This is a genomic window from Aeromonas sanarellii, assembly GCF_000820085.1.
Lineage (GTDB): Bacteria > Pseudomonadota > Gammaproteobacteria > Enterobacterales > Aeromonadaceae > Aeromonas > Aeromonas sanarellii.
The window spans coordinates 100,101-113,317 of record NZ_CDBN01000021.1 but is presented as its reverse complement, the minus strand read 5'-3'; the positions used below and the strand labels follow the sequence as shown (position 1 = coordinate 113,317).

The following is a 13,217-nucleotide window of genomic DNA, read 5'->3' as shown; positions in this document are numbered from 1 at the left end:
CCGCAAGGGCATCTCAAGCTGCTGATTGTGCTGAAAATAGTCCACAGCGACCAAGTTTTGGACAAACAGGCCAAAAAGCCATTTTTTACGCAAGCCATCGGGTTGACACCCGTCCCTCAGGCCATTAATATCCGCCCCGTCTCGACGAGACAGGCAATTCCTCCTTAGTTCAGTCGGTAGAACGGCGGACTGTTAATCCGTATGTCACTGGTTCAAGTCCAGTAGGAGGAGCCAATTCCCTCGTAGTTCAGTCGGTAGAACGGCGGACTGTTAATCCGTATGTCACAGGTTCAAGTCCTGTCGAGGGAGCCATCTTCCAAAGCCCAGCCTTATGGCTGGGCTTTTTCATTTCCCCTGCCCCGCCTCGGGGCAAGGGAGCTCGCCTCCCGATGCGCTCGTCCCTTGCCGTCGGGTCCTGCCGCCACAAGATGGCGCAGGCATACCCTCCATGGGGTACCACTCTGGTGCACCCTCGGCCATCCACTGATGACAGAAGAGTCATCCATATGATTTTTCTATAAAAAATTAATGATACAGGCCTCGGCAGCGACTCAATTGGCTGGCACACCCCTTGCAATTCCTGAGATCAGGGACGTCACAAGGAGTTGCCTATGCTGCCCATCAAGCCCCCCGGACCCGGTTGTTACGACGAGATGCTGCTCGCCAACAACCAGTTTCGCGATCATTACCACGCCTACCTGTCGTGGCTGCACCAGACCGACGAGAAGAGCATAGAGCGCAAGCGTGAGGAGGCCGATCTGCTGTTTCGCCGGGTCGGCATCACCTTCAACGTCTACGGGGATGGGGACGGCGCCGAGCGCCTCATCCCGTTCGACAGCATTCCCCGCATCATTCCCGCCCGGGAGTGGCAACATCTGGACAAGGGGATCCGCCAGCGCGTCACCGCCCTCAATGCCTTCCTGCACGACATCTATCACGATCAGCGCATCCTGAAGGCGGGAGTGATCCCGGCCGCCCAGATCCTCACCAATGCTCAGTACCAGCCCTGCATGCAGGGGGTCGACCTGCACCGGGACACCTATGTCCACATCACCGGGGTCGACATCATCCGCAACCACGACGGTGAGTACTATGTGCTGGAGGACAACCTGCGCACCCCCTCCGGGGTCTCCTACATGCTGGAGAACCGCAAGATGATGATGCGCCTCTTCCCGGAGCTGTTTCACAACCAGCCCATCGCGCCGGTGGAGCGCTACCCGGCCCTGTTGCTCCAGACCCTGCGCGAGAGCAGCCCTGTGGACAACCCCTGCGTGGTGGTGATGACCCCGGGGCGCTTCAACAGCGCCTACTTCGAGCACAGCTTCCTCGCCCAGCAGATGGGGGTAGAGCTGGTGGAGAGCGCGGATCTGGTGGTCAAGGATGGTCAGGTGCTGATGCGCACCACCACGGGGCTGAAAAGGGTGGATGTCATCTATCGCCGCATCGACGACGACTTCCTGGATCCCCTGGCCTTCAACCCGGACTCCCTCATCGGCGTGCCCGGGCTGCTGTCGGTCTACCGCGCCGGCGGCGTGGTGCTGGCCAACGCCATCGGTACCGGGGTGGCGGATGACAAGTCCATCTACCCCTATGTGCCGGAGATGATCCGCTTCTATCTGGGGGAAGATCCCATTCTCAACAACGTGCCCACCTGGCAGTGCCGCGAGCCGGCGGCCCTCTCCCACGTGCTGGCCAATCTGGAGGAGCTGGTGGTCAAGGAGGTCCATGGCGCCGGTGGCTACGGCATGCTCATCGGCCCCTGCGCCAGTCGCGAGGAGCTGGCCCGTTTTCGAGAGCTGCTCAAGGCTCGGCCGGACAACTACATCGCCCAGCCGACCCTCTCCCTCTCCACCTGCCCGACCTTCGTCGACGCCGGCATCGCCCCCCGCCACATCGACCTGCGCCCCTTCGTCCTCACGGGGCAGGAGCTGCGCCTGGTACCGGGCGGCCTGACCCGGGTCGCCCTGACCGAAGGCTCCCTGGTGGTCAACTCCTCCCAGGGCGGTGGCACCAAGGACACCTGGGTCATGGAGGGCAGCCCATGCTGAGCCGCACCGCAAGTGAACTTTACTGGATGTCCCGCCATCTGGAGCGGGCGGAGAACACGGCGCGCATGCTGGACGTCACCCAGACCATGTCGCTGATGCCCTCCATCGACGCCGATCACAGCGAGCTGGTGGCGCCTCTCACCATCAGTGGCACCCACGAGCCCTTCCTGGCGCGCTACGGCCAGGTGAACATGGAGAACCTGCTGCAATTTTTCTGCTTCGACGAGGAGAACCCGGTCAGCATCTTCAGCTGTCTGCGCATGGCCAGGGACAACGCCCACGCGGTGCGGGGCAAGATCCCGGGTGAGGTGTGGGAGAGCATCAACGCCGCCTGGATAGAGATCCGTCGGCGGCGCCAGGCGGGCCTCTCCAGCGGCCAGGCCCAGGAGTTCTTCGACTGGATCAAGGAGCGCTCCCACCAGTTTCGCGGCGCCACCCATGGCACCATCATGCGCGGTGACGTGCTCTGGTTCCTGCGCCTTGGCACCTTCATCGAGCGGGCCGACAACACGGCGCGCATCCTGACCGTGAAGTATCAGGTGATCCGGGAGGACGAGGACAGCGTGCGCGAGTTCTACCGCTGGAACGCCCTGCTGCGCTCGGTGGGCGCTTACGAGGCCCACCAGACCCTCTACAAGACGCTCTCCCACGCCTCCATCGCCGAACTGCTGATCCTGCGCAACGAGGTGCCGCGCTCCTTGCGGGCCTGCCTCGACGAGATGGAGCTGATCCTGGCCCAGATCGAGGGCAACGCCGGTCAGACGCCACGGCGTCTCACCACCATACTCAACGCCCATCTGACCTATGGCACCATCGACGATGTCTTTGCCCTCGGCATGCAGGCGTACCTGAGGGATTTCCTCAGCGACATCGGCGCCATCGGCCAGAGCATCCACGCCGCCTACCTGGAGGTATTATGAGACTCATCATCGATCACCAGACCCGCTACCACTATGCCGACGTGGTGCGCCGCAGCACCCAGTACCTGCGCCTGACCCCCCACAGCACGGCCCGCCAGCAGATCCTCTCCTGGGAGCTGGAGCTGCCGGGGGAGGCCACCTGCACCACGGACGGTTACGGCAATATACTGCACGTGCTGAGCCTGGAGTCCCCCCACGAGGGGATCCTGATCCGCGCCCGTGGGGAGGTGGAGATCCGAGACGACGCCCCGGAGGATGAAGAAAGCTCTCTCATCTCCCCCCTGAGCTACCTGAGGCCCACCGCCCTCACCCGCCCGACCCCGGCCCTGCAGGATCTCGCGAAGGCCTGCCTGCCAGAGGAGCCGACCCTGGCCGACTTGCAGAGCCTGATGGCACGCATCCTGGTGCTGATGCCCTATCAGCCCGGCAGCACGGACGCCACCTTCAGCGCCGACGAGGCCCTCGCGTCGGGCAACGGCGTCTGTCAGGACCACACCCATGTCTTCCTGACCTGCTGCCGCCACGCCGGCCTGCCGGCGCGGTACGTGAGCGGTTACCTCTACAGCCAGGACAGCAGCCACGTGGCGATGCACGCCTGGGCCGAGGTGTGGATCGAGGAGCGCTGGCACACCTTCGACGTGACCAACCTCACCAGCTCCACCAGCGAGCACCTCAAGCTCGCGGTCGGCATGGATTATCTGGATGCCTGTCCGGTGCGCGGCGTGCGCTATGGCGGCGGGTGCGAACAGTTGCAGAGCCAGGCGCAGGTGACCCGCCTGGATGGACAGCAGCAATGAGAGCCGGGATCTCGGCCGCGGGGGCCTGCCCATGACCTATTGCGTTGCCATGTGCCTGCAAGACGGCATGGTGTTTGCGTCCGATTCGCGCACCAATGCGGGGGTGGATCACATCGCCACCTTCCGCAAGCTGCACCTCTTCACCGGGGAAGACAGGGTGCTGGTGCTGCAAAGCGCGGGCAATCTGGCCACCACCCAGAGCGTCATCAGCCTGCTGACACAGGGGCAGGAGCTGCTTGCCCTCCCCAGCCTCTACGAGGCTGCCGCCCTCATCGGCCAGACCATACGCACCGTCATCAGCCGGGATGGGGGTCAGCAGCAGGGCCATATCAACTTCGGCTGCAACATGCTGCTGGGGGGGCAGATCCGGGGGGAGCGCCACCGCCTTTTCCACATTTATCCGGAGGGCAACTTCATCGAGGCGAGCGCCGACACCCCCTACTTCCAGATTGGTGAGAGCAAGTACGGCAAACCCATCCTCGATCGCATCATCCACCATGAGACGCCGCTTCAGACCGCCCTGCAGTGCGCCCTCATCTCCATCGACTCGACCCTGCGCAGCAATCTGTCGGTGGGCTTGCCCCTGGACGCCCTGGTTTATGCCGAGGGAAGCTTCTCGGCGGCACACCTGCACCGCATCACCGAACAGAACCCCCACTTCGTGGCGCTGCGAAAGGCCTGGGGCGAGGGGTTGCAGCAGCTGTTCCGGGGCCTCCCCACCCTCCCCCTCTGAGCCGGGCGGGGAGCGCCCAGGCGCTTTCCCGCTCCTTTCTTTCCGGATATTCTGGCTGCCTTCCTTTTCGATGGAGTTTCCCATGCGCCGCTTCAACGTCATGCTCAACGGCAGCCGATTGATGATGTTCCCCTTCTATGTCTGCATCCTGATCTGTGTCGCCCTCCTGATGGTGAAGTTCGCCATGCAGCTCTATGTGCTGTGCCGCGACATCATCGACATCCACTACCTGGATCTCATCACGGGGGTGCTCACCCTGGTGGACTTCGTGCTGGTGGCCCAGATGCTGATCCTGGTGGCCATCTGCGGCTACGTGCAGTTCATCAAGACCCCGGAGCAGCGGGCGGCCCTGGGCGACAACTGGCTCAGCAAGATCAACTTCGCGTCCCTCAAGCTCATCGTCATCAACTCCCTGGTCACCATCGCAGGCATCGAGGTGCTCAAGGCCTTTCTCGACGACGGCACCGGCAACGAGACTGAGATGAAGTGGTCGGTCATCGTGTTTCTGGCCTTCTCCACCGCGGCGCTTATCTATGCGGTGACCGAGCGGCTGGCGGATCACAAATAGGGCCCCATTTCATTCAGGATCTATTCATCAAGGGTCGAATTGATAACTCTTTTCATTACCCTTCCCCCATTGTAAACTTGCCCGCCCCGGGTTGAAGCGCCCGGGTGCTGGAGCACCCATGACGAGTCTTTCCCTCTCACCGCGACAATGCTGGCAATGGCTGGCCTACCACCATCAGGCCGCCGAGGGCGCCCTCTACCTGATGTTTTTCTCCGGTCTGCTGCTGTGGGAACCCCTGACGCCGACCTGGTCCCTGGCGCGCTGGAACCTGTTTTTGCACGTCGCCCTCTCGCTCACCCTGTTTCCCCTGCTGTTTGGCGCCTTCTGGCTCTCCCATCGCAGCCTGCTGCGCAAGAGCCGCAAGCCTTTCCTGCGCACCACGGGGCGCATCATCGAAGCCTTGCTGCTGGTGTGCCTTGCCAGCGGCCTGCTGCTGGTGCTGCACGGCACCCCGGGGGATAGCCTCGGCAACCTTGCCAGCTGGGCCCACTGGCTGAGCGCGCTCGCGTTGACGCCCCTGGTGCTGCGCCACGCCTGGCGCTGGACCATACTGACATGGCGCACCTGATCTTATGTTGAAGCTGTTGTTATCCCTGATGTTGGCTGCCCTGCTGCTGGGGACCGCCTCGGCCCAGGAGATGGGCAGCGCCATGCTTGCCTATGACGAGGGGAGCGCTCCGCGCCTCGTCACCGCCAACCAGAGTGCCGGCTCCGTCACCCTGCTTGAACGCGACAGCGGCAAACGGCTCAAGGAGGTGCAATTGGGGGGGGATCTGCGCCAGCTGGCCCGCGCCGATGACGGCACCCTGCTGGTCACCGATTACAGCGGCGATCGCCTGCTGCTCTTGGACGAAGATCTCGACCTGGAAAAGGCGATCCCCACCGGCCATAGACCCTATGGCGTCATCTTCGACCCCAGGCGGCGCTGGTTCTGGGTCACGCTGTTCGAGGCAGGCCGCCTTCAGGCCTATGACACCACGGGCAAGCTGCAGCTGGATGCAAAAACCGCCGAGACTCCCCGCGGGCTGGCACTGACCGACGACGATCGCCTGCTGCTCACCCACGCCATGACCGGCCAGCTCGCCATCTATGATCTCGCCAAGCTTGGCAGCGGCGCCAAGGGTACCTCTCTGCTAGAGAGCGTCCTGCCCAAGCCCAGGCTCATCACCCTGGCGGAAACCCACAGCGATACCCCAAGCGACTCCCAGGGCTTGCCGCGCCTGCTGGACGGCATCGCCCTCTCTCCCGATGGCAGCGAAGCCTGGCTGCCCCACGTGCTCTGGAGTTTCGACCACCCCTTCCAGTTTCAGAGCACCGTCTTCCCGGCGGTTTCCATCATCGATCTCGATGAAGAGAAGGAGCGGGTCGATGAAAGAAAACAGCTCTTCTTGCAGATCAATCTGCCCAGCGTCGGCAACCGCAGCCAGATCGTCTCCAACCCCTTCGCGGCGCGCTTCGCCGCCGATGGCAAGCGGGTCTATCTGACCCTTGCGGGCTCGGAAGATCTGCTGGTGTTCGACCTCTCCCGCAGCGGCAAATCCAACAACAACCGCCACCGCCGCAAGAAGTTTCAGGGCGGCGCCAAGGCGACCCAGCTCTTGCGTCACCTGCCAGGCCAGAATCCGCGCGACTTGCTTGTCGATGGCGACCACATCCTGGTCCACAACGTCATGGGGCAGGATCTCACCCGTCTCAATAGCGGCGGCAGCGGCCCCTTCGCCCGGGTCACCGTGGATGTGCCCCATTTCGCCAAACTGGTGGAGACGGATCCCCGCTCCGAAGCGCTCAAGCGCGGCGAGCGGTTGTTCAACCTCGGCAACACCACGGCCAACAGTCGCTTCCCCATGGCGGGGGACAACTGGATGAGCTGCAACTCCTGCCATCTGGACGGGTTCAACTTCACCAACCGTCATCTGATGGCGGCTCATCGCCAGCAGAACGGCGACAACGCCATCAACGGCCACGCCAACCTTGCCAACATGGTGGCGGGGGACTTTGTCGGCGAATACCTGCGCATGACCCAGCAGACCCAGGGCGGCATGGGCCACGACACCCGCGATGGCGCAGAACTGGTCGACCCCGCGAGGCCCCAGCCCGAGGTGAAGGCGATGATGGAGGAGTTGCACGCCTTCGTCACCGCCGATGGCAACCTCCCCTATCTTGCCAACTGGCTCAGGCTCGATGCCCCGCGCTCGGATCCCGCCAAGGCGCCGACCACCCATCCTCGCGAGTGGCTCAACTCCGCCTCCTGCCAGAACTGCCACAGCCAAGCGTTCGAGGACTGGAGCGAGAGCAACCACAGACTGATGGGCAACTCCCACCCCTACTACAAGGTGGTGCAGGCGCTGGCCCGGGAGACCGAGGGCGAGGCCTTCGGCCAGTGGTGCCAGGGCTGTCACATGCCCCAGCAGGTGCTGAACGGCCAGACTGATCTGCCCAAGGGCTCCCATATGCTGGAGCGGGGCGGTGCCTCGCTGATCGCGGCCCACCAGGCAGGCGAACCCGTGGTGGAAGAAGGCACCGGCTGCGTGCTCTGCCATCGCATCACCAAAGTGGAAGACGCGGGCGGCAACAGCGCCTTTACCGTGAATCTGAAAGACCGCGAGAGCTATGTGTTCGAGGATGCCCCGGGGGGCAGCCTCCAGCACTGGCTGGCAGAGCGGCAGATCAACGCCCGCCCCGACATGCACAAGGCCTCCTACCAGAAGGAGTTCTATCAGGACGCGGCCCTGTGCAAGTCCTGCCACAACGAGTTTGCCCCGGGCAGCGGCGCCAATATCGTCAACACCTGGGACGAGTGGGAAAGCTCCAGCTTCGCGAAAGCGGAGGATCCCGCCAAGCGGCGCAGCTGCATCGACTGCCATATGAACCCGGAGCCCGGCAATGGCGGCGCCCCGGTGGCAGGCCAGTCCACCGAGAACGGCACAATGAAAGCGCGGCTCTATCGCCACAACTTCACCGGCGCCCAGCACCAGCTGGTGGGGCTGAGGAATGCAACACTCGAGCAGGAGAGCCTGGCGCTCTTGCGATCCAGCGCCACCCTCTCGGCCCGCATTGAAAACCAGAGCGGCCAGCCCGCGCTGGTGGTGCGGATCGCCAACGTCGGCGCAGGCCACGCCCTGCCCACCGGGGTGGCCGATTTCCGTGAACTCTGGCTGGAGCTGACCGTCACCGACGCCAGCGGCAAGCTGGTGCTTGAAAGCGGCCAGCCGGTAGATGGCGCCGTGCCCGACGATGCGCGGCTGTTTCGCAAGGTGTTCGGCGACGCCGAGGGCAAGCCGGTGGGGCTCAAGTTCTGGCGCTATGCCAAACTGCTGGAAGACACCCGCATTCCGGCCGATGGCTGGCGTGATGAAGCCTGGCCGCTGCCCGCAGATGCCCAGGGGCCCTTCAAGGCCGATATCAGACTCAATTTCCGCACCTACCCCAAGTGGGTCAGTGATGCGGTGCGCGCCGCCGAGCCGAACTTGCCGGCGCCACCCATAGTGCAACTCAATCGGCTGCAACTGACCCTGCAGCCCCTCCCCGTCACGCCCGATACGGAGCCTCAATCCTGATGTTCGCAAGTTTTCTCATTACCCTGCGCGAGGGGCTGGAAGCCTTCCTGCTGGTCGGCATCTGCCTCTCCTACCTCGCCAAGCTGGGGGCGAGCCGCTACAACAAGCTCATCTATCTGGGGGTGGGGCTGGGACTGGTCGCCTCCCTTGTGGTCGCCTTCCTGTTCCAGGTGGTGGTGAGCCAGTTCGAGAGCGAGCGTTACAACCACCTCTTGATGGCGGGGATCCTGATGTTTGCCACCCTGGTGCTCACCTACATGGCGGTCTGGATGCAGAAGCAGGCCAAGTCCCAGGTGGGGGCCATGACGGCGCGCATCGATGCCGCCATCGACGGTGGCAACCTGTTTGGTCTGGTGCTGCTCGCCTTCCTTGCTGTGATGCGCGAAGGCTTTGAAACCGTGCTCTTCTTCTCGGCCCTGGTCTACTCCGGGCAAGGGGTGGATCTGCACGAGGGGCTGGTGGGCGCACTGGCGGGACTGCTGGTCTCTGTGGCGCTGGTGTGGGGGCTGCTGCGCTCCACCCGCAAGGTGGCGCTGGCCCCCTTCTTCCGCTGGACAGGCCTGCTCATCATCATCATCGCCGCTGGGCTGCTGTCGTCCGCCATCAACATGTTGCAGGCGGCGGACGTCATCACCTTCTGGACGACGCCCGTGTTCAACATCAGCCACATCCTCGACGATCAGGGGGTCTTCGGCACCTTCCTGCGCGCCCTGTTTGGTTACAATGCCTCGCCGGCCGGCCTGCAGTTGCTGACCTGGGGCGCCTATCTGGCCATCTTCGTCACCCTCTGGCATCGCAGTTATCGCCCGCAGGGGAGCGCCGCCCCGGCCAGGGGGTGAGCCCAGGGGGAGGCCCCTGTTCGGGGCCGCGCCCTGGCGCGGTCCCCTTAGCTATCAAGCCGTTTCGGAACACTCATGAACGACAACAAGAAGAAGATTGCGGTGCTGGGGGCCGGTCCCGCCGGTCTGATGGCCGCCTGGCGCCTGCGCCAGGCCGGTTTTGCGGTCACCCTGTTCGAGCAGGAGAGCGTGGTGGGGGGCATGTGCGCCACCCAGACCTTCAAGGGGCGCGACGGCGAGTATCGCTTCGACTACGGCGGCCACCGCTTCATCACCAAGAACCCCGAGCTGCTCGCCTTTATCGACGAGCTGATGGGGGACGATCTGCTCCACGCGATGCGCAAGAGCGTGATCCGCTTTGGCGGGCGCACCTATGACTACCCCTTGAACCTGCCGAACCTCCTCAAGACGGCGCCGCTGGCCCTGATGGCCGGGGCGGTGAAGGACTTGCTGCTGTTGCCCTTTGCCAAAAAGCCCACCGATTTTGCCAAGGCGAGCTTTGCCGAGTGGATCCAGAGCCACTTCGGCCGCACCCTCTACCGCCAGTTCTTCGAGGGCTATACGGCGAAGCTCTGGGGCATCAACCCGGACAAGCTCTCCGCCGACTGGGCCGGCCAGCGCATCAGCCTCATCGATCTCAAAGACGTGGCGCGCCGCCTACTCCCAAGACGCAGCGGCAGCATGTCGGTGCGCACCTATGCCCGCAAGTACCGCTACCCCAAATACGGCTTCGGCCAGATCTTCACCACCCTGGGGGAGCGGCTGGTGACAGAGGGGGCCCTGCTCAAGACCGGCGCCACCATCACCCGCCTCGAGCAGGTCGATGGCCGCATTGAACGGGTCTATTGGAAACAAGATGACGTTGAGCAGAGCGAGCAATTTGATCAGGTGATCTCCACCCTGCCGCTGCCGCTCACCTGCCGGCATCTGGGCTTGCCGTGCGATCTGCACTACCGGTCGCTCCGCTTCGTCAATATGCCCCTCAAACAGGAGAACCTGTCGGACAACACCTGGCAGTACCTCTCCGACTCCCATATTCTGGCCACCCGTCTGCAGGAGCCGCGCCGGCGCAGCCCCTTTATGGCGCCCCAGGGGCAAACATCCGTGATGCTGGAGATCCCCTGCAATCCGGGAGATACCACCTGGCAGGCGTCGCTGGCCGAGCTGCGCAGCCGGGTCACCGCCGATCTCGCCAGCCTCGGTGTCGATACCCAGAAACTTGGCGATGAGACCTTCGAGGCCCACAGCGAGTACGCCTATCCGCTGATGGATCTCGGCTATCAGGCCCGTCGCAACGAAGCCATCCAGTCGCTGATGCCGATAGGCAACCTCATCATGACCGGCCGTCAGGGGACATTCCGCTACATCTTCACCGACACCGCCATGGAGATGGGGATGATGGCCGCCGACATGGTGATCGACGGGGTGGACAGACGCCACGCCATCTTCAATCATCGCAACGAAAACACCGTGATCGAAACCCAGAGCGTGGCCTGAGGCCTACGCCGTAAGCCAACCCCCTCCCGGCCTCCCCCTTCGAAAGGGGGAGGTGCTTTACCGACATTGTCGGCAAGGCGATCTGCTCCCTCCCCTGACAAGGGGAGGGTCGGGGTGGGGTCCAACGGATCAGGACTGGCGCCATGCCGCCAGGACAAATCAACAAGGAGAACAGGATGACCATACGCCACGGCTTGATCGCCCTCGCGTTGCTGACGGGCCCGCTGCTGACCCTCAACGGGCAGGCGCAGGCTTACTCCTACGCCGCCGCCGGCAAGGAGCCGCTGATCGATGCGCGCGAGGAACTGCTTGGCGCCGCCACTGACGGCAAGGATGCCAGCACCACCTTGAGCGACATCGCCGAGGAGCTGACCTATCTGGAAGAGCACCACAAGGTGGAGCTGCAAGCACCCTTGGCTGCCGCCATCAAGGCCAAAGACGCCGCGGCGACCGCGGCCCTGCTCAACCGGGCCTACAAGGCCGAAATAGAGCGCCGCCTCGAAGGGGCCAGCCAGAATCTTGGCGACTACCAGACCGCCAAGGTGCTGGTGGTCAAGAGCAAGCGCTTCCTGGACCTCATCCTCCCCTCCCTCGGTGAAGGGGATCGCAAGGCCGCCGATCAGGCGCTGGCCAGGGTGCTGGATGCCATCGGCAATCCGGGGGTGTTCGGGGTGGGCGCCAAGCCCGCCGATGCCACCGCTTTCGCCGAGGCCGAGAAAACCCTGATGGCCGTGCTGGCGCCGCTTTGATGACCAACTGCCCATCATTGCGCCATCTCGCTGTGACAAACGGTGGGTTTCGCTTCGCTCTACCCACCCTACGCACTTTGATGACCTCTCATTGATGACGACGGCCCCCCTCATCCCCGACCCTTCTCCCGCAAGGGGGGAAGGGGGGCGTCACCACGGCCGATTGCGCTTCCCCATTCGCCCCTGCCTGCTGCTTCTGCTGCAAGGGGTCTGGCTCGGCTGGCTGCTGGCCTTCCCGGTGGCCCTCGATTCCGACGACGCCCTGAACTTCGCCCACGGGGTGGTGCGCTTCAGCGTGCTGGAGTTCTCCCCCCACTTTCCGGGCTACCCCGCCTTTATCTGGCTGGCGCGGCTGATCAATCTGGCGGTGGACAATCCGACCCGCGCGGTGCTGTGGGCCAGCCTCTTGGGCACAGCCCTGATAGCGCCGCTCGCCGCCTGGCTGGCGGTGAGATTGTGGCAACGGCCAAGCCTGCTGGCGCCGGTCTGGCTGCTAGTGCTGGCCCTGCCGCTCACCCCGACGCTGGCGCTCTCCGGCCTCTCGGACGGGCCGGCGCTCGCCGCCTGGCTGGGCGCGCTCTTGGCCTTGCAGCAGCGCAGAATTGCGCTGGCGGGTCTGTTACTGGGCCTCATGCTGGCGCTGCGTCCCTCCTACTTCGTGCTGGCCCTGCTGCCCCTTTGGCTCGGGATGGCGCAGCAGGGAACGCGCGTCAGGTTTGTGCTTCCCATCGCGCTGGTGGGGCTCGCCTGCCTGCTGTTTGTCTGGCAAGCCGATGGCTGGGCCTATTTCAGCGAGGGACGCCGCTTTACCGACGGTCACTTTACCCTGTGGGGCAACACGGCGGCAGCCCACGGCGATCGGCGGCTAAGCTGGACGAACACCTTCAACGATCAGCTGACTCCGCTCTGGCCCCTGATGATGGGGGCCTTGCTGGTTCTACCGCTCTGGCAGCGCTCAAAAGGCAAGACTGCCGCCCTCTTCCCCTGCTGGACCCTCTACTGGCTTGCCCTGCTGCTCTGGACCCTGTTTGGCCAGAACCCGGACAATCCCCGCCATCTGGCGCCCATTACCCTGTTCGGCCTTGTGCTGCTGGCGGGCAGGCTGCCACACCGGGGCGAGCTGCCGGCAATGGCGGGAGCCCTGTTGCTGCTCTGCACCACACTCACAGCGCCAGCGCCGCCCGCCATGGTGCAGGCCGCACGGCTGGCCGAGCAGGCATGCCCGGCCCTGGTGACCCAGTGGGGGGTGAGGTTGCTGCGCGAAACCACGGCCCTGCCGGTCACCGACGGCTGGTACCAGGGGGATGCCAGGCTTGCGCTCACACGAGGGGCCTGTCGCCTCAGCCGCCGCCCTCTGGCGGCAGGGGATCTGCCCGGCTCTTATGACGCCGTCTGGTTTGTCCCCCGTTTTCACGCCGAGCCCGGCCTCTGGCTCGCCATCCCGCGTCCATAGCCCGCCGGGCGGCGCATCCTGGTGTCATCCGGCTCGACTACACTCACTGCGCATGG

At 64.3% G+C, this 13,217-nt stretch carries 11 protein-coding genes and 2 tRNA genes; all 13 read left to right on the top strand.

The features are described 5' to 3' along the window. Positions 1–158 precede the first annotated feature (158 nt). A tRNA-Asn gene (locus BN1132_RS04145) sits at positions 159–234 on the top strand. Positions 235–236: 2 nt separating this feature from the next. Beyond that, positions 237–312, top strand: a tRNA-Asn gene (locus BN1132_RS04140). Positions 313–611: 299 nt separating this feature from the next. Then, positions 612–2,048 carry a circularly permuted type 2 ATP-grasp protein gene (locus BN1132_RS04135; RefSeq protein WP_042075286.1) on the top strand — a complete coding sequence of 479 codons (1,437 nt, stop codon included), beginning with the start codon at positions 612–614 and terminating at the stop codon, positions 2,046–2,048. Next, positions 2,042–2,968, top strand: coding sequence for an alpha-E domain-containing protein (locus BN1132_RS04130; protein WP_042075284.1), 927 nt, complete (start codon positions 2,042–2,044; stop codon positions 2,966–2,968). The genes BN1132_RS04135 and BN1132_RS04130 overlap by 7 nt, the downstream gene beginning before the upstream one ends. Continuing rightward, the gene (locus BN1132_RS04125; RefSeq protein WP_042075282.1) at positions 2,965–3,765 is read left to right on the top strand and encodes a transglutaminase family protein; all 801 of its coding nucleotides are present in this window, start codon (positions 2,965–2,967) and stop codon (positions 3,763–3,765) included. Before BN1132_RS04130 ends, BN1132_RS04125 begins: the two co-directional genes overlap by 4 nt. After that, a complete protein-coding gene (locus tag BN1132_RS04120) occupies positions 3,749–4,498 on the top strand; it encodes a proteasome-type protease (RefSeq protein WP_244462907.1) in 750 nt (249 codons plus the stop codon). The genes BN1132_RS04125 and BN1132_RS04120 overlap by 17 nt, the downstream gene beginning before the upstream one ends. Before the next feature lie 82 nt (positions 4,499–4,580). Then, positions 4,581–5,066 carry a YqhA family protein gene (locus tag BN1132_RS04115; protein WP_042075281.1) on the top strand — a complete coding sequence of 162 codons (486 nt, stop codon included), beginning with the start codon at positions 4,581–4,583 and terminating at the stop codon, positions 5,064–5,066. A gap of 118 nt (positions 5,067–5,184) precedes the next feature. Beyond that, complete coding sequence (locus tag BN1132_RS04110; RefSeq protein ID WP_042075279.1) at positions 5,185–5,634, top strand: hypothetical protein; 450 nt, start codon at positions 5,185–5,187, stop codon at positions 5,632–5,634. 4 nt (positions 5,635–5,638) lie between these two features. After that, positions 5,639–8,623 (top strand): YncE family protein, encoded by a 2,985-nt coding sequence (locus BN1132_RS04105; RefSeq protein ID WP_042075276.1) that lies wholly within the window; start codon positions 5,639–5,641, stop codon positions 8,621–8,623. Next, complete coding sequence (locus tag BN1132_RS04100) at positions 8,623–9,462, top strand: FTR1 family iron permease (protein ID WP_042075273.1); 840 nt, start codon at positions 8,623–8,625, stop codon at positions 9,460–9,462. Before BN1132_RS04105 ends, BN1132_RS04100 begins: the two co-directional genes overlap by 1 nt. A gap of 75 nt (positions 9,463–9,537) precedes the next feature. Continuing rightward, positions 9,538–10,959, top strand: a complete 1,422-nt coding sequence (locus tag BN1132_RS04095; RefSeq protein WP_042075272.1) for an FAD-dependent oxidoreductase — start codon at positions 9,538–9,540, stop codon at positions 10,957–10,959. A gap of 176 nt (positions 10,960–11,135) precedes the next feature. Further along, positions 11,136–11,708, top strand: a complete 573-nt coding sequence (locus tag BN1132_RS04090) for a hypothetical protein (protein WP_042075270.1) — start codon at positions 11,136–11,138, stop codon at positions 11,706–11,708. Between the two features lie 187 nt (positions 11,709–11,895). Further along, positions 11,896–13,161 (top strand): hypothetical protein, encoded by a 1,266-nt coding sequence (locus BN1132_RS04085; RefSeq protein ID WP_042075584.1) that lies wholly within the window; start codon positions 11,896–11,898, stop codon positions 13,159–13,161. Positions 13,162–13,217: the final 56 nt, after the last annotated feature.

Excerpts from the sequence above, each read along its gene's own strand:
- BN1132_RS04135 (WP_042075286.1), top strand. The coding sequence starts at position 612 with ATGCTGCCCATCAAGCCCCCCGGACCCGGTTGTTACGACGAGATGCTG.
- BN1132_RS04130 (WP_042075284.1), top strand. The coding sequence starts at position 2,042 with ATGCTGAGCCGCACCGCAAGTGAACTTTACTGGATGTCCCGCCATCTG.
- BN1132_RS04125 (WP_042075282.1), top strand. The coding sequence starts at position 2,965 with ATGAGACTCATCATCGATCACCAGACCCGCTACCACTATGCCGACGTG.
- BN1132_RS04120 (WP_244462907.1), top strand. The coding sequence starts at position 3,749 with ATGGACAGCAGCAATGAGAGCCGGGATCTCGGCCGCGGGGGCCTGCCC.
- BN1132_RS04115 (WP_042075281.1), top strand. The coding sequence starts at position 4,581 with ATGCGCCGCTTCAACGTCATGCTCAACGGCAGCCGATTGATGATGTTC.
- BN1132_RS04110 (WP_042075279.1), top strand. The coding sequence starts at position 5,185 with ATGACGAGTCTTTCCCTCTCACCGCGACAATGCTGGCAATGGCTGGCC.
- BN1132_RS04105 (WP_042075276.1), top strand. The coding sequence starts at position 5,639 with ATGTTGAAGCTGTTGTTATCCCTGATGTTGGCTGCCCTGCTGCTGGGG.
- BN1132_RS04100 (WP_042075273.1), top strand. The coding sequence starts at position 8,623 with ATGTTCGCAAGTTTTCTCATTACCCTGCGCGAGGGGCTGGAAGCCTTC.
- BN1132_RS04095 (WP_042075272.1), top strand. The coding sequence starts at position 9,538 with ATGAACGACAACAAGAAGAAGATTGCGGTGCTGGGGGCCGGTCCCGCC.
- BN1132_RS04090 (WP_042075270.1), top strand. The coding sequence starts at position 11,136 with ATGACCATACGCCACGGCTTGATCGCCCTCGCGTTGCTGACGGGCCCG.